At 32.8% G+C, this 21360-nt stretch carries 16 protein-coding genes and 3 pseudogenes; all 19 read right to left on the bottom strand.

What is annotated here, in order from left to right:
* Positions 1-30: 30 nt before the first annotated feature.
* Positions 31-1968 (bottom strand): FtsX-like permease family protein, encoded by a 1938-nt coding sequence (locus ABH960_RS24210; RefSeq protein WP_404448877.1) that lies wholly within the window; start codon positions 1966-1968, stop codon positions 31-33.
* Positions 1943-2713 (bottom strand): ABC transporter ATP-binding protein, encoded by a 771-nt coding sequence (locus ABH960_RS24205; RefSeq protein WP_002017024.1) that lies wholly within the window; start codon positions 2711-2713, stop codon positions 1943-1945. Before ABH960_RS24205 ends, ABH960_RS24210 begins: the two co-directional genes overlap by 26 nt.
* A 128-nt stretch (positions 2714-2841) precedes the next feature.
* A complete protein-coding gene (locus tag ABH960_RS24200; RefSeq protein WP_404448875.1) occupies positions 2842-3828 on the bottom strand; it encodes a sensor histidine kinase in 987 nt (328 codons plus the stop codon).
* 2 nt (positions 3829-3830) lie between these two features.
* Positions 3831-4535, bottom strand: a complete 705-nt coding sequence (locus tag ABH960_RS24195) for a response regulator transcription factor (RefSeq protein WP_002085493.1) — start codon at positions 4533-4535, stop codon at positions 3831-3833.
* Between the two features lie 396 nt (positions 4536-4931).
* A complete protein-coding gene (locus tag ABH960_RS24190) occupies positions 4932-6905 on the bottom strand; it encodes a penicillin-binding transpeptidase domain-containing protein (RefSeq protein WP_483862331.1) in 1974 nt (657 codons plus the stop codon).
* Between the two features lie 451 nt (positions 6906-7356).
* Positions 7357-7950 carry an SGNH/GDSL hydrolase family protein gene (locus ABH960_RS24185; RefSeq protein WP_002127450.1) on the bottom strand — a complete coding sequence of 198 codons (594 nt, stop codon included), beginning with the start codon at positions 7948-7950 and terminating at the stop codon, positions 7357-7359.
* Positions 7951-8119: 169 nt separating this feature from the next.
* Positions 8120-9151 carry a VanZ family protein gene (locus ABH960_RS24180; RefSeq protein ID WP_404448872.1) on the bottom strand — a complete coding sequence of 344 codons (1032 nt, stop codon included), beginning with the start codon at positions 9149-9151 and terminating at the stop codon, positions 8120-8122.
* 162 nt (positions 9152-9313) lie between these two features.
* Positions 9314-9445, bottom strand: a pseudogene (locus ABH960_RS24175) (Fic family protein); the annotation flags it as partial.
* A gap of 89 nt (positions 9446-9534) precedes the next feature.
* Positions 9535-10692 (bottom strand): acyltransferase family protein, encoded by a 1158-nt coding sequence (locus tag ABH960_RS24170; RefSeq protein WP_404448870.1) that lies wholly within the window; start codon positions 10690-10692, stop codon positions 9535-9537.
* Between the two features lie 142 nt (positions 10693-10834).
* Positions 10835-11350, bottom strand: a complete 516-nt coding sequence (locus ABH960_RS24165) for a transglycosylase SLT domain-containing protein (RefSeq protein WP_002141806.1) — start codon at positions 11348-11350, stop codon at positions 10835-10837.
* Between the two features lie 754 nt (positions 11351-12104).
* The gene (locus ABH960_RS24160; RefSeq protein ID WP_002185854.1) at positions 12105-13418 is read right to left on the bottom strand and encodes a D-alanyl-D-alanine carboxypeptidase family protein; all 1314 of its coding nucleotides are present in this window, start codon (positions 13416-13418) and stop codon (positions 12105-12107) included.
* 523 nt (positions 13419-13941) lie between these two features.
* Positions 13942-15021 carry a HAMP domain-containing sensor histidine kinase gene (locus tag ABH960_RS24155; RefSeq protein ID WP_113936491.1) on the bottom strand — a complete coding sequence of 360 codons (1080 nt, stop codon included), beginning with the start codon at positions 15019-15021 and terminating at the stop codon, positions 13942-13944.
* Complete coding sequence (locus tag ABH960_RS24150; RefSeq protein ID WP_016126979.1) at positions 15018-15704, bottom strand: response regulator transcription factor; 687 nt, start codon at positions 15702-15704, stop codon at positions 15018-15020. The genes ABH960_RS24155 and ABH960_RS24150 overlap by 4 nt, the downstream gene beginning before the upstream one ends.
* A 225-nt stretch (positions 15705-15929) precedes the next feature.
* Positions 15930-16187 (bottom strand): annotated as a pseudogene (locus ABH960_RS24145) (rRNA adenine N-6-methyltransferase family protein); the annotation flags it as partial.
* A 253-nt stretch (positions 16188-16440) separates the two neighbouring features.
* The gene (locus ABH960_RS24140; RefSeq protein WP_483862332.1) at positions 16441-17592 is read right to left on the bottom strand and encodes an ABC transporter permease; all 1152 of its coding nucleotides are present in this window, start codon (positions 17590-17592) and stop codon (positions 16441-16443) included.
* Between the two features lie 26 nt (positions 17593-17618).
* Complete coding sequence (locus ABH960_RS24135; RefSeq protein WP_016126976.1) at positions 17619-18293, bottom strand: ABC transporter ATP-binding protein; 675 nt, start codon at positions 18291-18293, stop codon at positions 17619-17621.
* Positions 18290-19393 carry an efflux RND transporter periplasmic adaptor subunit gene (locus tag ABH960_RS24130; RefSeq protein ID WP_404448865.1) on the bottom strand — a complete coding sequence of 368 codons (1104 nt, stop codon included), beginning with the start codon at positions 19391-19393 and terminating at the stop codon, positions 18290-18292. Before ABH960_RS24130 ends, ABH960_RS24135 begins: the two co-directional genes overlap by 4 nt.
* Before the next feature lie 207 nt (positions 19394-19600).
* A pseudogene (locus tag ABH960_RS24125) lies at positions 19601-20588 on the bottom strand (sensor histidine kinase).
* Positions 20585-21271 carry a response regulator transcription factor gene (locus ABH960_RS24120; RefSeq protein ID WP_113936495.1) on the bottom strand — a complete coding sequence of 229 codons (687 nt, stop codon included), beginning with the start codon at positions 21269-21271 and terminating at the stop codon, positions 20585-20587. The pseudogene ABH960_RS24125 and the gene ABH960_RS24120 overlap by 4 nt, the downstream one beginning before the upstream one ends.
* Positions 21272-21360 lie beyond the last annotated feature (89 nt).

Below are 21360 nucleotides of genomic sequence, written 5' to 3'. Positions count from 1 at the left end.
TTTCTCCTCTTTGCTTGTTTTATCAATACGCTACATAATTTTTTTATATAACCGTTGTAAATAACGCCAACGGACAGTGAAAAAGTACACACTTTGAATGGATATAAAGGCTAGTATAATTAAAATCGAAATCTTTAAAACAGAGTAGTCAATTAGCTGTTGCAAGGCTATAAAAGCGACCCCGCTATGAATAATCGCTATAATGATAGGCAAGAAGAACATTAGTATAAGCTGTCGTGTTACGATTTTCTTTAGTTCTTTTCTACTTAGACCGACCTTCGCAATCATTTCGTATTGTTGTTGTTCTCTTTCTAAATCTGCATATAGCCTGAAATATAATAGGCTGGCTGCAAACGTAAAGAATACGATCCCTACTAATACACTGACAATAAGTAAAATACCGTTCTCTTGTTTCGAAGAAATCCATTCAGAATACAACGCTTTAAAATAATGATGTGCTTGCCCCGAATTATGATTACCCATTGTTTCTTCTAATTTTTTTGTAACCACTCTTGATTTCTCCCAATTTTCCACGACAAAACCATATTGACTTTTCATTACGTAAGAATCATCTTCCGTCTTTCTGTTAGGGATTTTATCGTACAGAGAATCCGAAACAACAATAATGGCTCCAATTGAATTTGGGAGAACTATATGTGGGACCGCCTTCTTGACCCGGAGGAACATTTCTAAGTTTTCCTGTACTACATCTATTTTCTCGGGTATATCTTTTCCTCTTGCATACTTTTCTTTTTGCGAAATGATTGAGGGTACTATAATCGCTTCTTGATCATTATCTATCTTTTCCATTTCATACCCGAAGATTTTTGCAAACTTGTTATACTCTGATACTTTGATTAGCACTAAATTATTTTCCGTGAATTTAGGATTCGTAACCGCTACCTGATAAGAGAAATTTGAGCGAGTAAGTTGTTTTTTTATTTCTGTAATGTGCTCTTCTTCTTGTGCATTTTCTCCTAACGAAGTATATGTAAATGCAAATGGGTTGGTCATTTCGGTTAATCCCTTATTTCCCATTGCTAGGCATGTACCAATCCCTGTGAAGGCCACAGCGGAAACAATCGCTAGCATAAAGAACATAGTTGCATTATCCTTCATACGATAGGCCAATTCAGATATAGTAAGAAGGTTTGTTTTATTAAAAAACAAAGTGTCTTTTTTCTTTAAGACACGTATTACATACACGCTCAACTGTGAAAATAGAAAATATGTCCCTATCACTACAAAGACTACCCCTCCAAGTAAGTAAGGCATAATGAAGTTTCTTTCTAGTACGAAATAGAACACACATCCATACCCTAATCCAATTAATAATACGGAAAGGAATGCTAATGCTTTTGATGCCTTTGGCTCTGGTTTTGGCTTTTCCTCTGATTTCATCAAATCAATTAACTTGTTTGCTTTTACCATTTTAGAAGTAAACAACGAAATGACTAGAAACAGAATCAAAAATGCGCCAGTTGTCGTAAAGACAGCTTTTATAGGAACGTAAAAAGGAAGACCCTTATCAATCGCTAATATATTTTCACTTGCCAATAAATTGAGCTTTGAAAATATCAAACCAATTAAGATACCAAATGTAATTGAAGCGACTCCAATTAACATATTTTCTAAAAAAATTAATTTATTTAACTGCGCCGGTGTCATACCATGCATGATTAAAATTCCAAATTCTTTTTTTCTTGTTTTTAAAAAAGAACTCACCGAATATAAAAGAAAGAAGAATGAAAATACAAAAATGAGATATTGAGAGATTTGCATCCCCATTGTTCCTAAAAGGCTCATTGTTTTACTTGTGGAGGCTAGTTCTCCTTGTAAATCAGGATGAAAAAGTAAGAGTGAATATGTGAAAAAAACCATAACTGAAAATGAGCTACTTAGAAAGTGTGCAGCATAAGTCCGCTTACTTCGAATGATATTATTAAAAGCGAATCTTTGAAAAGTCATGCTTACGACCTCCTAGTAATGCAAGTACATCTATAATTTTTTGATAAAACATTTGTTGGTTTTCTCCGTTATAAATTTCGTTATATAATTTTCCATCTTTAATAAATACAACGCGATCACAAAAACTTGCAGCCACTGGATCGTGCGTAACAAGCATCATTGTTGCATCTTGTTCTTTATTTAATCGTTTTAATAACTCCATTACATCATTAGCCGCTTTTGAATCTAAGTTTCCTGTCGGCTCATCTGCAAGTAATAATTTAGGTTTATGAATTAGAGCACGTGCAATTGCTGTTCTTTGTGCTTGTCCGCCCGATATTTCATATGTTCGTTTATTTAATATATCTTGAATGCCTAATTTTTCTGCAATACCTTCTACACGCTGATTCATATCCTCAACTTTAGTACCATCTAACGTCAGAGGAAGAACAATATTTTCTTTTACAGTTAATGTTGTAAGAAGATTGAATGCTTGAAACACAAAACCTAATTCACGTCTTCGAAATAATGCCAGTTCATTTTGAGATAATTGATATGGATTTTCTCCATTAATCAATATTTCTCCTGATGTGGGAGAATCAATAGTAGAAACCATGTTCAACAAAGTAGTTTTTCCACTTCCTGATGGTCCCATTATTCCTACAAACTCCCCTTTTTTCACACTCAAATTAATGTCGGCGAGCGCTTCATAAGATACCTTTCCTGTATAGATTTTACTCAGTTCACAGACCTTTAATATTTCCATATCGTTTTGCTCCTTTTTATCTTTTAATAACCTAAGTTTATCTAAGCGTCCCTTCTTCTCATATCGATTAACCTTTCATATATCTAACAGGCCTGTAATGTTTCTGAAAAATCAAACTAAACACCGTTCTAACGATTTGCATAAGGGAAAATAATACAGATTGTTGTTCCTTTTCCTACTTCCGACTTTATTTCAATATCATGTTCCAATCTTTTTATAATATTTTTCACAAGATATAATCCCATCCCAGTAGATTCCTTAAATTTCCGACCGTTTATTCCCGTATAAAATGGGCGGAATACTCTCGGGAGGTCTTCTTTTGGAATGCCCACACCATGATCGTGTATTTCAAGGATTACTGAGCGCTCTTCTTCTAATGTAGTAATAGTAACGTTTTTTCTACTTCCTGCTGAATACTTAATGGCATTGGATATCACTTGATGAATAACAAACCGAAGCCACTTTCTATCGGTTTCTACCATAATAGTTTGTTTTACTTTTACTTCTGGATAAACATAGCTACGGATAAACAGACGTTTATTTTCACGGATTACTTCTTGAACGATTTCCTGTAACGAAACTCTTTCCACATAAAAATCTTGCTCAAACGTTTGTAATCGCGCCATATATAAGACCATTTCTAATCCGTACTGCATTTGATCTACTTCTTCCACAATACTTTCAAAAACCTCCCCATTCTCTTCTTGTGTGATCAGTTCAATAACTGATAGGGGCGTTTTCATCTGATGCACCCATTGATTAATAAATGTAAGGTGCTCTTTTTGTTTATATTCCCAAGTCTTTAACTGTTGATGATATTGACTGTATTGTGTCTTTAACACACGCTGAAGTGCTACTGATAATGGAGTGGAATCGAGTTCTTCTAAGGAGTCCTCTAATGTTTCAGAAGGGTTGGATAATTTGTTATAAAATCTACGATGGCTAAAGTAGCGATAAAGTAAAAACGCAATTAAAAAGCATCCTCCTAAAAACACACTATATAACGCAGTAGATAAGTGGTTATATCCATCCAGCCAATAAACAGTTAGAACGACAAATAGCTGAATGATTGAGAACCAAATGAAAGGGATATGTTCACGTAAAAATAAATTCATTATTATACCTCATCATTCTTCCAAGTTATTTTCAAACGATATCCAGCACCACGAACTGTTTCTAATGCATTTTTTATTCCGATTTCCTCTAATTTTTTTCGGACACGTGTAACATTTACACTTAACGTATTATCATCTACATACGTATAGTCATCCCAAAGTTTTTCTAAAATTTTCTCTCGACTAACAATACTAGGAGATTGTCGTAAGAGAGTTTCTAGTAAAACAGTTTCTTTTTTTGACAGTATACACATGCTATCATTTAGCTTTAATTCCATTTTTTCTGGATAAAGTATTAAACCGGATTGCTGAACAACTCTTTCTTCCGCTTTCGGTGCGTATTCTCCGTAAATTCTTCGAAGATGACTTCGGATTTTTGCCATTACAACTTCATAATGAAACGGTTTAGTGATATAATCGTCTGCACCATGTTCAAGTGCCATAACTTGCTCCATCTCTCCACTACGTGCTGATATAAATATAATGGGACAAGTAGAGACCGTTCTAATTTGTCGGCACCAGTAGAAACCATCAAAACTCGGTAAATTTACATCTAATAAAACTAAATCAGGTTGAATTTTTTCAAAGTTAGCCAAAATATTTTCAAAATCCTCTGTAATATTTCCTTCATACCCGTACTTATTAATATGGGATTGAAGTAGTTTAGAAATTTTTTGGTCATCTTCTACAATCATGATTTTATACATATATTTAGCTCCTTTTATTTATGTATCTATTTATTATCTAGAAATATCTAATTAATACTTTTATCTTTTAGTATAAAGAAATTCCCCTCTTACTTATATTGAATAACCTTACTTCAAACTAACAGCTTTGTAATATTTCTGAAAATAAAGTTAAGTATAATAGCTCTTATTTTTTAAATTTCAACTATCTAATTTAACATTTAAAAATTTGTTGTTTTATAATTTTTAAATAAAAAATAATCGTATTTAATTGTGTAAAAAAACACGTAATTAAATACGATTATTAAAATCATAAAATCTGCGTTTAGACATAAATTAACCGATTCCTAATATAATCTTGAATCGGTAAGGTTTGTATATTTACTAAAGAAGTAAATTTCACCTTCTAATTAAGTATTATTTCTGAAAAACATGTTTTATTTTTTCACCTGGAACGTTGCTCCCGCCTCTTCCTTTTACATCTTCAATCATCATGGTAACAATCATGTTTGGCGCGCTTGCATCGAAAGCTGCAAACCATCCAAGTTCTTTACCCTCTGCTTCTTTCGATTCTTTCAGTTCTGCTGTACCTGTCTTACCAGCGAGAGTTACACCATCAACTTTAGCAATTCTCCCAGCACCATCAGGATCATTAATAACCTTTATTAACGCACTTTTTAATATCTCTTGATTCTTGGTAGAAATCACATTTTCTTTCCAATTTCCCGCTTCTTTTGTTTTTTTTATAAGATGCGGTGACGGAATGTTACCCTCATTGACAATCGGTGCATAAGTCAATGCTAAATGAAGAGGTGTCATTAATACTTGTCCTTGTCCGTACCCCGTGTCTGCTAGTTGAATATCATTTTTTATCCCATCTTTTGCAATGATTGAAATAGGGAATTCGTATTCAATTGGTAATTTTTCATGAAATCCGTATTTCTTAAATTCATTTACATACTGATCTTTTCCTATTTTCAAAGCTTGTTGAGCAAAATAAATATTATCAGAGTACTTCATTGCCTTATCAAAATCAACTGGACTAGCATCCTTCACACGTGTTACATAATAATTTCCCCAAGATGAATCTTTTGTCCACTTTAATCCTTGAATTTTAAATTCTTCCTTAGGATTTATTGTGTTTGTTTCCAAACCAATTGCACCTGTAATCGTTTTAAATACGGAACCTGGTACAAATGCTTGTGTGAAGCGATTCATCATTGGCAGTTTCGAGTCGTTATTCCATGCTTCCCGTTGAGCTTTTGATGCTCCTCTAACTATTGTATTTGGATTATAAGCAGGGCTACTTACAAGTGCGATTGTTTCACCCGTTTTAGGATTGACCGCTGCACTAGATCCTGCTTCATTTTTCATCTCATTAAAGATTTTTTCTTGAATTGCAGCATCAATAGTTAACGTAACATTTTCTCCTTTTTTTGCTTCTTGTTTTGCTACGTTTTTAATCTCTTTCCCGTTCTCATCTTCCATAAATACGCGTCCACCCTTTTCACCACGCAATTTATTCTCTAATACTTTCTCTAAACCTGTCTTACCCACTAAATCATCTGCTTGATAACCTTTTTTTTGAAGCGATTTTAACTCCTCTGCATTTACCTTTCCTATATATCCCGTTAAGTGTGCCGCTGCTTCTCCTAATGGATACGTACGAATATTTACTGGGCGAGATGAAACTCCTTCTAATTCAATATAATCATTCTGTCTGGTTCCCTCTTTTAAAATACCAATTGGTACAAAGGAATCTGGTTTTATCCATTTCGCTGCGAGCTTCTGATCGACCTCTTCTGTAGACATATCAAGTAATTGTGCTACTATTTCTTTTGTTTGCGCTGCCGTTTCACCTAGTTTCTCTGGAATAATTCCAACTTCAGTCGCTTTACCATTCGTTGCAAGCCCTTTTCCATTTCGATCATATATTTCTCCGCGTTTTCCTTGCTCTGTTTGCATACGTACTTTGTAATCTTTTTTCATACCTGGGAAAATGAAGTCTGGTGTCCAATCTATTTTCCAAGATTCCTTATCTTTATCTTTCACGAGTTTTGCTTCATGGATGAATGAAACTGTTCCTCCATCCGTATCCATATTAACTTCAAAAAGAAAAAGTTCTTTATCTTTAGTATTCTCTCCTTTCGTTTTAATTTTTAAATTCTTAACTCCAATACCCTCATAAATTTTTTGATATTTCTCTGTGAACTCCTTTTTAGAAATCGTTTTTTTTGCATGTTCTGATAAATAATCATACATATTTGTAAATTTTTTATCATTCCATAAATTGATATATTCTTCAAATGCTTGTTTTGGCGGCTCATCTTTATTGCATCCTACCAACATAACTCCAAAACAAAAGAAAAGCAGCATCCATATTTTTTTCAATTCAATCTTCTCCCTTAATTAAAAATGATTATTCCTTTCTAAATATGTTAAATAAAAAATGTTTTAACGCTTAATAGACAGTGTAAGTAATGAAATAGTTCCACATTTACAAAAAAATTAAATTTATGGTTAAGCTGCATTCAAAAAGGGAAGATTTTAAAATTCTTACAAACGACGAATATATTTAGCGAACGTTATCATTATTAGTGTTGTTTTAACAATTCATTTAAAATACCTTTTAGTTCATTTTCGCCAATTTCATCTTTTTTCTTTATAGATTATTGATACAAAAAAAGAATCCTTATAATAAGGATTCTGCAACAGAAAATAACAAAGATATAAACAATAAAAAGAATTACTTAAAGTATAATTTATAGGCACTCTATATCCTTCTTTTTCGCACCAAAAACCCCTGTACAGCATGCGACAGGAGTTTAGGTCATTCTACAGCTTATTTAAAAGAGTCGTGTACAGGCAAACTACTAAAAATCAATTCAGCAACTTTTACATATCCTTTTGAGTTTGGATGAATTAAATCCGTAGACCAAAGCGTATTGTCATTAACTAAATGATGATTCCAAAAGTCAACATGATGAAGCTTATACTCTCTACTCAGTGAAAGTATAACTTCATTTGCCTCTAATAATTGTTCTTTTAATACTTGTTTTTTTTCAGAAGGAAATGGAAGCCTAACAGTAAAATCTGGAAGGTTTGCTATAATAATATCAGCACCTGCTTTACTTAATGTATCTATCATAAATTCCATATCGTTCTTATATGCATGATGATTCCAACGTCCTTTTAAAACATCGTTTGCACCTGCAATTAGACTAACCAAATCTGGATTAAAAGTTAATGCCTGTTCCAATTGCTGTGAGCGAATTTCTTTAGTTACTAACCCACGTTTTGCAAAATTAGCATATTTTAAATCATCTACACACAGTTGAACAAAATGATCTACCCAGCTTTTTAATGCTATTCCCTCAACTTCATCCCCTATCCCCTCTGTAAAACTATCACCAATCGCTACAAATCGCTTCCACATATATAGTCCCCCTTTTTTGTTATTCATATCTACACTATACAATAGCCCACAGCGTAATTGTTCTTCTTAAATGTTTTTCAATTTCAATTAAATTCCATAGGAGATTTTTCAAATGAGCAAGACAACTCGATTAAACTATTTCACATGAACAAAAACATGAAAATCTACGTTATTTTCTCGCAGAAATAGGTTGAGACCAACTATCTTTCCCATTATCATTTAAGCGTACTTGAAAAACATATATAGGTTGAGAAAAGCCTTTTGTATCAGCGTAGTAATCTATATTATAATCTGTAATGACTAATGTATCACCTGCTTTGAAAGATATTATAGGATCAAAGTCTCCTTGTTTTAGTTTTTGAAATACTTCTTTGGGAGACAGAATTTCGACATCTCGAATATGTGATTTTTTTGTAACTGGCTCATTGTCATTAGGCATTTTTGTAATTTCCTCTTTGTAAACAGGCATTTTATTACCTTCGTCTTTTAACTCTATTGATGTTTTTATAGTGACATCAGTCATGTCTGTTTTTGTAATGGGATCTAAAGGCATATTCCCAAATTCCTTCATTTGATACGAAATCATTATTCCAAGTGCAACAAAACTTACTGTAATCGGAAGAAATAAATATTTGGTCATTTGTGTATCTGTTTCTTTTTTCTTCAACAATATAAGAACTATATTTAACATAGAATATCCTAGCATCATTCCTAAAGTATTATGAAGTAAATCGGCTAGTTCCATACTTCCACGTTGCATTATAAATTCAAGGATTTCAAGCAATAAACTTGCTATAATTGAGCTGATTAACATCCATTTTGTTTTTTGAAAAACATTACTAAATAAAGGTAATAAAATTCCTAACGGAAAAAGCATACCTATATTCACAATGATATGGAAAAAAGAAGAAAATGAAAAGGTGTTCCATGCTTTTTTATAAACACTAAGTACATCAAAGTCAATTGTTCTTGCGAAAGTTATATCATCTGGACGACCAAATGAAGTGGCTGATAATACAAGGGAATAATATCCTATTATCAATATAAACAATATAACTTGTTGTACGGTAAATTCCCCCCCTCCTTTACATACTTTTTTGTATACTACAAAGTAGCTAAAAACAAAAATGAGTAGTAACAAGAATGTGAGTTGTATTGTAGGAATTGCAAAGGTAACAAGTAGTTCGGAAATAAAATTCATTTTACACCTCTGTTTTTACGAATAAAATATTCAATAGTTTTATATAACATTTTAGATATAGATAGCGATGTGTTGTTACCCCTAATAATTATTAATACAGAATTAAACCTGTATACATTGAGCATTTCTTCCTCTTGAAACTAGCTTTATTTGACCAAGCAGCTACAAGGAAACTAGCGTTTTACTAATTGTACTTTCGGCTATGTCTGGAAAAACGTTACGAAGATTCTCTTTAGTAAGAGGATTTTTGGAGTTAAGTATAAAATTAAAAATTCGTTCAATTTTAGTATATTTATATAGAATCCGTAATTGACCGATTCCTAATATACTTAGGAATCGGTCATATTCGTATATTTACTAAAGAAATAAAATTCCTTCAAGCATTACACTTTTTTTCGAAAATTTGTTGTTCTTTGTTTTGCCCAGTTGATACATTTCTTTTCAATTAAATGATACGAAACTATAGAAAAAAGTATTGTCATTGAAATACACAAAGCAAGAAGGAAAAAGATAGGTATCTTTGTATACAAAAGTTTAAATAGTACCATCATGATTGGAAAATGACACAAATAGATACTGTATGAAATTTCTCCTAAGTATACAAATACACTCTTATTTAAAAATGCTTTCACTTTTAGGTTACTCATGGCCATTATTATAAATATACTAACACCGATTACGACACCCCAATCTTTTAATAAGAAAGTAGTATCATTACGGGAAAAACCATAAATTAAAATGGAATATAAATATAGAATAATCCCTAATGCAATAAGAAATCCTTTATTAAATTTTTTCATATTCCTATATAAGTAGATAAGCTTTTCCTGATGCTTAAAAAGTAACATTCCAACCATAAACATCGATGTGAAATGCAGTGTATCGGCATAACCATTATAAAATCCCTCTGCTTTCCCTAAATGCAACATATTAAGGAAAACACTAATTAAAGAAAAGCTCAAAGCAAATAGTATCGTTTTCTTCCAACTCAGTTTATAAAAAAGAAGGAATAACAACGGAAACACAATAGATATACGCATTTCTTGAGCCAATGACCAGATAACTGGATTATAATTTTCCGTAAAAAAGTTATTAAGAAGTACAAAATGGTTTATAATATCTATTTTTGTTATAGACCCTTGCCACCTATCATAGAACCAATCCCGTAGTCCAGCCACTTCATACGGCGAGAACAAAATAAATAAAGCAAAGGTAATGATTATCCAAAAATAATAAGGAATATAGATTCGTACAAATCGCTTAATTAAATATCCCCAATAATTTGTTTTTGAATGATAAAGTGCCATAGATAACACAAAACCACTGAGTACATAAAAAACGATTACAGCTTCCCCGCCAGCCCATAAAAACCTAAGCGGAGAAAATTTAATAGAATTAGGTAACGATGGTAGCATTAAACAAAAATGTCCAAATACCACTGTCAGTGCCGCTAACCCTCGTATGGAATCTAATTCTTTTATTCTCTTACTCATAAAATGTTCTCCTTGTAAATTGTAGATTTTGCTGTTAATAAAGGCCACTATACTATTGTAGTGGGAGAATTATACATATTGTTTCTTTAAATTCCTAATATAAGCAGTACAAAGTCAATCTATGTATCTGTTTTAGGAAACTTTCGTATTTAGGCATAAGTTATATAATAATAGAAAGAAAAAAGAAATCTCATTCTATAAAATCATATTGTCGTTTAGAAAACATTTTAAAACTGTTTTCTAAACCCTCGTTATAGTCTGTCTGCTTATTTGTCCATTGAACACCCTTATTCCCAGGCCACCCTGAGGTATTAGCAACATATTTTAATAGCTCTGGTCCTTTTAAATTTTGCTGTAAACCACGGTTATATGCATTTATCATATTAGATATTGCAATTCGAGTATTGGTTTCTGCATTTTTCAAATCTTCGTTCGTTAAATCTTTAGGTGCTAGTCCACCTCGATGAAGCTGAAACAGTCCAAATGATGTGCCCTGATCTCCAATTGCGTTTCGATCAAACTTACTTTCATGGAATGCAATAGATAAAGGAATCCATGGCGGTATACCATGCTCTATTGATATTTGTTGAATCGTGTCTCTTACTTTAACTCGGTTAGTATGATGGTCATATGCGTATTTTGTAAGATATAGCCCTCCTGTTAAAACTAAAATAAATACTCCACTTTTTATTAATGTCCCTCTCATCGACGTCACCTCAATTGTCAGTATCAAAGATTGTCACTAGTAATCCTATCTTTTGGGGATATTAACTCGTAATCATGTATCATCTTGTTATTGTTTGTTTCATTAATTACCGATTTTCAGGTGAAATTATTAGGGGGTTCCCTCCATATAACATTCGCTTTTATCACTTTCGGTACAATTTACTTTTGTATGGGAGAGCGTTTTCTCTGTATGGTACCGTACTTTTTTCTCGAATACCTTGCTTTTTTATTCGATTGAAATTAAAGAATAACTATATACATAGGGATAAACACTATAAAAAGATACTTAAATTTCTTTAAAAAATTCATTTTTCGGCCTCCATTTCTTTATATAATTAATTTAAAACAAAATATTTAATAAGAAGAAAAGATTTTATTAAATTTTTATAAATTTTAATAACAGGAATAAGTACCAGGTATTTATTTTTATTGTCACTTGATGGAATAATGAATGTGTTTTCATCATGTAACTTTATTAAACTAGCCTTGCACCAGAACCCTTTGAATCGAACAATTCATAATAAACGCCATCCTTTCTGTATATTTCTACAAAAAGAATAGCATTTTTTGATTATATGGATACAAATTTATCTTAGCTTGATTGCAATACCGAAAGTTCCGAAGAACCAGATTTGAGAATTAATGCAATCTTCCATTCCAAGCCATCCACATAAGAATCTATAATACTTTGAAACCTTTTATTTCAGGCTAATATTTAGTTTTATCCTACAAAGTTAGCCTTTTACTATATCAACCGCACTATTCCACATACCGCTAAAGAAAGATCCTATTTCGCGCATAAAACGTGTAAACCAATTTGCTTGTTCTACTTCAGATTTTGTTACAAGGTCTACTTGTAATGATTTACCTGATAAGAACCCAGGATCTGTAATATCTTTAGGCGATATAATCATTTGACTAATTGTTACACCTTTTTTAATAGGCGCTTCTTGTTCTTTATTCGATACTTTAAATTCTTTTTTATAAACGTCTTTGTTGCCCTTTGGCATTGGAAGTGAAACAGCTTGCTTCGTTTGAACAACTATATCTTTGTCCTTTGCATTTGCTACTCGCACTGTTTCATGACCTTTTACTACTGAATCTTTTCCATAGACCTTCTTCACTTCAAAATTCGCAAATCCATAATCATATAATTTCTTTGTTTCATCAAAACGTGCTGTATGAGAGTTTGCTTTTATAACTACAGAGATTAGACGCATACCGTTTTTTTCTACTGTACCAGTAAAACAATCTCCGGCTTCTGGAGTAGTTCCTGTTTTTAACCCATCTACACCTTCGTATTGCTTAATTAAGCCTTTTAACATCCAGTTAAAGTTCGTCATATCAATCGGATACTTGCCACCCTTTTGGAATGTTTTTTTAGGGATTTTTGCTGTATCTAATATTTTCGGGAAATCTTGAATAAGACGTTGTGCTAAAATCGCACAATCTCTTGCGGACATTTTATTTTTCTCGTCTGGAGTTGTCCCTTCTGGGTGATGTCCTTTTAAATCATGGTTTGTTAAACCTGTAGAGTTTACAAATTTATAATTTTTCATTCCAAACTCTTTTGATTTATCGTTCATCATTTTCACGAAATTGACTTCTTTTCCAGCAATCTCTTCAGCTAAAGCAATTGTTGCACCGTTTGCAGAGTAGATTACCATTGCCTCATATAACTCTTTGACCGTATAAGAGCCACCATTTTCTAATGGAACGTTTGATAATGAGCGATCTTGCGAAATCTTATATGCATATTCAGAAATTTTAACTTTTTGATCCCATTTAAGTTTCCCTTTATCCACCGCTTCATGAACTAAGTATTCACTCATCATTTTTGTCATACTAGCAATTGCTAATGATTCATCTGCATTTTTTTGATATAAAATTTTCCCGGAATTTGCTTCTACTAAAATTGCTGATCCTGCTTCTACGTCTATAGCAGGAACTGTTTCCGCTGATGCTCTTCCAAATGTAACGGCCATGCTACAAAATAGTGTAAGCACTGTTACTATTGTAATAAATCTCTTGCAAAACATACTTTTCACTTCTGTTACCTCCAATATCTTTGTACTCAAAAAAACGTTATTTTAACATAATCCTCCAAAAAATAGACAGCGTTATCAAATTCTATATACATATAAGACATTAGAACCACTTTCATATAGACCATCCCATCCCACCCTTTTAGGCACACTGACACTTAGTGTTCCCACACATCTCCCTCTTTTTAATACCTTTGTATTTTTCGAAATGATCTGTACTTTCATATCTTTTAGGATTACACTTAATAGACAATCTAAGTAATACATTTGTTCCACATTTATAAAAAAATAAAACCAGTGTGCCCCGGTTGAATACCAAAACACACTGGTTACTAAATTTACTATCGTCTCTTACATTATTCATATCAATGAACTTCCCCTTTATTCGATTAATCACTTTATAATAATAAATCAAATTAACTTATCAGTATCATGTCTACTATGAATGGCCTACTTGAATTATTAACTTAAGAAGTTTCTTAAGTTTAAAAAAAAGCTTATGGAACCTTTCATTCCATAAGCCATTCTATTTAATTGGATGTTCAACAATAAAGGACATCCAGCCGTCTTTATACTCTGCATGTATATTACCATGATGAAGTTCAACAATTCTTTTTGAGATAGCAAGTCCTAGACCATTTCCCTGGTCATCTTTTCTTGCCTTATCTCCCCTGAAAAACCTTTCAAACAATTTATTTGGATCGCTAACAGGTGGCTTCTCGACTTTATTTGATACTTTTAAAATTGCTTTGTTACCTATTAGTTCAAGACTTATTGATAATTCGGATGGTTTCATGCTGTACTTTATCGCATTCATAAACAGGTTTTCATAAACACGTACCATTTTTTCTACATCCATGAAAATAGGTATTGTTTCTTCCGTTATTGATTTTTGAACGATTAAACCTTCCTTTTCAAATATAGGTATGTATTCTCCAACTATTTGCTCCAACAAACCTGATAAATCAACTTCATTAAGGTTTAACTTAGCATCGAGGTCTGATAAACGGGTATATTCAAACAGTTCATCAATTAGATATTTCAGTCTCTGTGATTTTAAATAAGTGGTTTCGAGGTATTCCTGTAATTGTGTTTTACTGTCGTATTGCCCTCTTTTTAATAAATCTACATATCCGATAATAGATGTCAACGGTGTGCGTAAGTCATGAGATACGTTGGTAATGAGTTCATTTTTTGTACGTTCCAATTGTCTTTCCTGTTCAAATGTATTCTCCAATTCCTTGGACATATAATTAATATTTTGAGCAAGTTGGGTCAATTCGTCCCTACTTTCTATTCTGATTGTTAAACCAAGTTTTCCATTAGCAATATGGTGAACGCTCTCGGTAATAAGTTTCAAATATAATAATTTTTTCCGCACCATTAACAAAAATACTGCAATAAAGATAAAGATTATGATTGAAAACAAAATTAGCGTATAAATATAACCTGTAACTAGAGTAACTTCGGGCAGATAATTTTTTACGGATAGATGATAAAGCAATTTACTGAAGAGAAATATCGCACCAAGTGAAACAAAAAAACTAATTGCTACCGCAATAAGAAGTTTTGCAACTAACTTATTTCTAAGTTTAAACATCCTCATATTTTATATCCTACTCCCCATACTGTTTTAATGTAGATGGGATGTTTGGAATCTTCTTCTATTTTATCTCTAATTCTTGTAATGTGTACCATTACATTATTATCCGATTTGTAAAAATTCTCCTTCCAAACAGCTTCATATATTTTTTCAATGCTTAAGACCATCCCTTTGTTACGAGCAAGAAGTTCAAGTATATCGAATTCTTTAGGAGTAAGCCTGGTTTCCTTTCCCCTTACCCATACTTGACGTGCATCTGTATTCAAGGTCAAATTACCAATTTCAATAATATTTTTATTCTTGTTCGTTTCAGTATTATATTTTGTATATCTTCTTAATTGAGATTTTACTCTAGCAATTAATTCTAATGGGTTAAACGGTTTTGACAAATAATCATCGGCACCAGAAGTAAGCCCCTGAATTTTATCCATATCTTCGGATTTTGCAGAAAGCATGATAATGGGAATAGTTCGTTCTTCCCTAATCTTCATACATGCTTTAATTCCATCCATGTTAGGCATCATAATATCCAAAATAATGAGATCAAACTCTTTTTCTTCCAACTGTTTTAAGGCCTCAATAGCATCTTCAACCTTTTGAGTTTGCAAACCTTCATTTTCCAAATAAATAGAAATAAGGTTTCTGATTTCTTTATCATCATCAACAATAAGAATTTTAGCTTCCATATTTTTCTCCCTTATTTTTGGTGTTGAACAGCTAAAAACAAAAGCAGGTGGTACGTTTCTAAGCTCCCATTTCTCATCTATTGTATCAAAAAACTGATTAAGGAACTTCTTTTTAAATTTTGTATATTGAAAAGTAATAAATACCCCATCTTTCTTTAAAATTTTTGTGGTAGTTAATAAAATTTCATCTGAAACATTTTGGGGCAAACTAGCAAAAGGAAGACCAGAAACAATATAGTCTGCATAAGGAATAGAGAAGTTTTTTAGATACTCGTCGATATTTTCCGCAGACCCCCATACAATGAATAAATTTTTCTCTTTTTTAAATTTTTCTTTCAACATTAAATAAAACTCTCTATTATTTTCCACTAGCATAAGAGTGGTATTCGAATTTCGTTTTTTAAGTAATTTCTCAGTGAATACACCCGTACCTGGCCCATATTCAATAATATATTTAGCGTTCTCAAAATTAATGTTTTCCATCATTTTTTCTGCGAGAAACTTTGAACTTGGAAGTACTGCACCGACGTTTCTTGGATTAGTTATACATTGAGATAAAAAAGACAAATGCTTCATATTTAGTCACTCCAATAGATTAACTTTACAACCATAGTTTAAAATCCAAACATGAAGAAACTGGAGTGAAAATCCTTAATAATCCTTAAGATTTAAAAAAACTGTTAAAATTTCTCGGCTTCAACAGAAAAAATGCAGGAGTTTACACTCCTACGTTTTTTTACTCATATCGTAAACATTCAATTGGATCAAGTTTTGCAGCTTTGTTAGCTGGTAGTAAACCAAATGCAATACCGATTAGCATTGAAATGCCTACTGCAAGAAGTCCAAGTTCTGTTGAGACAACGAGAGGCCATCCGGCAAAGATTGAGACGATCCAAGCGAAGAAAATACCGAGCATGAATCCGATGAAACCACCTAGTCCAGTCAAAATACAAGATTCAATTAAGAATTGTGTTAATACTTTACCGCGTGTTGCACCAAGTGCTTTACGAATACCGATCTCACGTGTACGTTCTGTTACGGATACAAGCATAATATTCATTACACCGATACCACCAACAAGTAAGGAGATAGCAGCGATACCACCGAATACCATTTTCATCATACCGATTGATTCGTCTAATTGCTTCGTAAATTCACCCATATCTTGAGCTTTAAATTTATGCTCAAATTTAGGAGCTTTCATCTCGTTCAAAATAGAAACAGCTTGTTTTTCTACACTTTTACGTTCTGTTGGTGAAGTTAGTGTTAATTTTACAGATTCATACTCAGTCACTCCTGAAATGACAGGAGCATTTTCAAGTGATGTATAACCTGCTGACATAGCCATTCCGGAATCATTTTTTGCTTCATAAACACCGACTACTTTATACGGTTTTCCTTTTATGTCTGTATATAGATTTGGTTCCCAACCATTAAATAATTTGTTGAAAGTTTCTTCATTTAAAATAACTGCAGAGATTGCTTGTTTTAGTTCACTATCGTTTAATTCCCGACCGTGAACTAATTTTATTTTCGCATCTGTCATAAAGGCGACTGTTCCACCTTTTAGATTAAGAGAGACTTCTTTTGAACCAGAAGATGCTTTTACTTTCATACTCACATCTGGATCAACATCTTTAACGCCTGGCACAGTTTGAAGACGTTTGAGCATATCAGTTGTGATTTTGGCACTATCTGTTCCATAATCGGGGTTGTTATAGTAAATGGTTACTTCCGTATCTTTTCCTTGCCCTAATTCTTTTTTAAACTTTGCGTTTGTACCATCACCCATTGAAATGATGGTAATGATGGCGCTAATACTGATAATAATTCCTAGCATCGTTAAGATAGAACGCATTTTATGAGCAAAGATAGAGGAAAGGGCCATGCGTATAGTTTCACTCGTGTTCAAAATTAACCTCTCCAATCTTGGACGATATTTCCGTCACGAATTACAATTTGGCGGGCAGCCGCTTCACCGATTTCACGATCGTGGGTAATCATAATGATTGTTGAGCCTTGCTTGTTTAATTCATAAAAGAGGTCCATAATTTGTGTACTTGTTTTCGTATCAAGTGCACCTGTCGGTTCATCGGCTAAAATAAATTTCGGGTTATTTACGATTGCACGAGCAACCGCAACACGCTGTTTTTGTCCACCTGATAATTCATTTGGCAGGTGAGTAGCACGATCAGCTAAACTTACTTTTGTTAAAGCAGCTAATGAGCGCTCACGTCTTTCTTTTTTATCGACTCCAGCGTAAATAAGAGGTAATTCAATATTTTGTAGTGCTGTAAGTCTTGGTAGTAACATGAAGTTTTGGAATACGAATCCGATTTCTTTATTACGAACATGTGCAAGTTCTGTTTCAGACATGTTTGAAATATTTTGACCAGCTAGTTCGTACGTACCTGTCGTTGGTTTATCTAAGCAACCGATAATGTTCATTAATGTTGATTTACCAGAACCAGACGGTCCCATAATAGAAGTGAATTCTCCTTGGTTCAGAGTTACGTCAATTCCGTGTAATATTTGAACGGCTTCTGCACCATTTTGGAAGGATTTCGTGATGCCTTTTAAATTAATCATTCAACGACAACCTCCATACCATCTTTTAAATCTTTTTCAGGTTTAGAGATAATTTGTTCTCCTTTTTTCACTCCAGAAACTTTTGCTTCGCTATCTGTCTCGAATTCAACAGTAATCGCTTGTTCTTTCGCTTTACTGTCTTTTACAACGAAGACAACATTTTTGTCACCTTTTTTCACGATGCTGCTTTTCGGAACAATCGTACCAGTTGCTTCGCCAGATTTACTCGTTACGTATACATGGAAGCCGTTTTGTAATTCTTCACTATTATCTAATGTGACAGTGAATTGATAATTAGAAACAGTTTTATTTTCGTCCATACTCTTTAATGGTGTAGAACCGATTTCTGTTACTTTTCCTATCCAATTCTTACCAGTGACAGTTTTTGATGAGACAGTTACTTCTTGCCCAACTTTCATGCTAGCAAGTTCATGTTCAGAAAGTTGACCTTTTACTTTAAATGGACCAGCGTGACGAAATGTAATGCCACTCATACCTGTTTTTTCATCAGCAGTTTTTACGATATCATCAATTACACCATCAGCAGGACTCGTTACAGAAAGTGTGTTTACTTTCTCTTTTGCTTCTTTAATCATTTCATCAGATTTTTCAACTTCAAATTTTTTCATTTCAAGTTGTGATTCTAATTGTTGCACTTCGATTTCCGATGCTTTTAATGCTTCCTGAGGAAGACCAGCATTTTTATCTTTTTGTAATTTTTGTTTCGCTGCATCAAGTTGTTTTTGATACAATGTTACTTCTTTTTGTGCGATTTTCTTTTGCATTTCTGCTTCCGTTACACCTTGTTTAGCAGTAGGGGCATTATATTTAAACAGAAGCTGACCTTTTTTCACTTCATCGCCTTTTTTAACAGCTGATTCATACGTACCTTTTGTTGGATCGAATGAAATTGTTTCAATTCCATTTGGAATAACTTCACCGCCAAATTTTTGTGCATTTTCAATTTGTTTTTCTATAACTTTATAACCGCTATATTCCATTGCTACTTCCGAACCGCCGCCAGCAAATGCAAAATATGATCCAGCAGCAATTCCAATTGCTAATACACTAGTAATTAACACTTTATTTTTCTTCTTCATCTATTTATCACCTTTTCAATGAGATTGTCACTATGTATCCACCTGAAAGCTACAAAGAAAATTTTCTTTTTTAATTTCTTCACTCTCCTCATCGCTTTCAATACATACATGATAAACTATGAAAATTAGGAAACACCCCATAAAATTCTTAAGAATTCTTAAGTTTTATAAAAAAAGCTTATGGAACCTATAATTCCATAAGCCATTCTATTTAATTGGATGTTCAACAATAAAGGACATCCAGTCGTCTTTATATTCTGCATGTATATTACCATTATGAAGCTCAACGATTCTTTTTGAGATAGCAAGCCCCAGACCATTTCCCTGGTCATCTTTTCTTGCCTTGTCCCCCCTGAAAAACCTTTCAAACAATTTATTTGGATCGCTAACAGGCGGTTTCTCGACTGTATTTGACACTTTCAAAATTGCTTTGTTATCCATTAATTCAAGACATACGGATAATTCGGATGGTTTTATGCTGTACTTTATCGCATTCATAAAGAGATTTTCATATACACGTACCATTTTTTCTACATCTATGAAGATAGGTATTGTTTCTTGTGTGATTGATTTTTGAACGATTAAGCTTTCCTTTTCAAATATAGGAATGTATTCTCCAACTATTTGCTCCAACAAGCCTGATAAATCAACTTCGTTAATGTTTAACTTAGCATCGATGTCTGATAAACGGGTGTACTCAAATAGTTCATCAATTAGATATTTCAATCTCTGTGATTTTAAATAAGTGGTTTCGAGATACTCCTGTAATTGTGCTTTACTGTCGTATTGCCCTCTTTTTAATAAATCTACATAGCCGATAATAGATGTCAACGGTGTGCGTAAGTCATGAGATACGTTGGTTATGAGTTCATTTTTTGTACGTTCCAATTGTCAAACCCAGTTTTCCATTGGCAATATCATTCACATTATCAGAAATGAGCTTCAAATATACTATTTTCTTTCGAACCAATATTAAAAAAATGATAATAAAAGTAAAGATCGCTAACGCAAATATAAGAAATGTAAGTATATTATTTTCAAATGTACTAAGATCATCAAGATAGTGATTTAGATTTAATGGTATTATAATATATATAAAAGTGAGGATTGTTAAACCAAACGAAACAAAAAAACTAACTGCAACAGCACCAAGAAGTTTTATTATTATCTTATTTCTAAAACTAACCTTCTTCATATTTTGTACCCAATTCCCCAAACAGTTTTAATATAAATTGGATGTTTAGAATCCTCTTCAATTTTGTCTCTTATTTTTGTAATATGCACCATGACGGTATTATCCGATTTATAAAAAGCATCTTTCCAAACTGCTTCATATATTTTTGCAACACTCAGAACAATCCCTTTGTTACGAGCAAGTAGTTCGAGTATATCAAACTCTTTTGGAGTTAGCCTTACTTCCGTGCCTCTTATCCATACTTGACGTGTATCTGTATTTATGGTCAAATCACCAATTTCTAGGACACTTTTATCATTATCTGTATTTGTATTATATTTTTTAAACCTTCTTAATTGGGATTTTACTCTAGCGATTAACTCCAACGGATTAAACGGTTTTGATAAATAATCATCGGCACCAGAGGCTAAACCCTGAATTTTGTCTATATCCTCTGATTTTGCAGAAAGCATGATAATAGGCATATTTCGTTCTTCCCTAATCTTCATACACGCTTCAATGCCATCCATATTAGGCATCATAACATCCAAAATAATAAGATCGAATCGCTTTTCTTCTAACAGTTCTAACGCTTCAATAGCATCTTCTGCCTTTTGAGTTTTCAGACCTTCATTTTCCAAATATACAGAGATAAGATTTCTAATCTCTTTATCATCATCAACAATAAGAATTTTTGACTCCATATGATTCCTCCACATTTTTCTCATATTGAACAACTAAAAGCATAAGCAGACGGTACATTTCTATCCTCTTTTTTGTAAACCTGCAATTG

It is taken from the genome of Bacillus sp. RC252, assembly GCF_044909215.1.
Taxonomy (GTDB): Bacteria; Bacillota; Bacilli; order Bacillales; family Bacillaceae_G; genus Bacillus_A; species Bacillus_A mycoides.
Note: the sequence above shows the minus strand (reverse complement) of the source record. Positions and strands in the feature narration are given on the sequence as shown.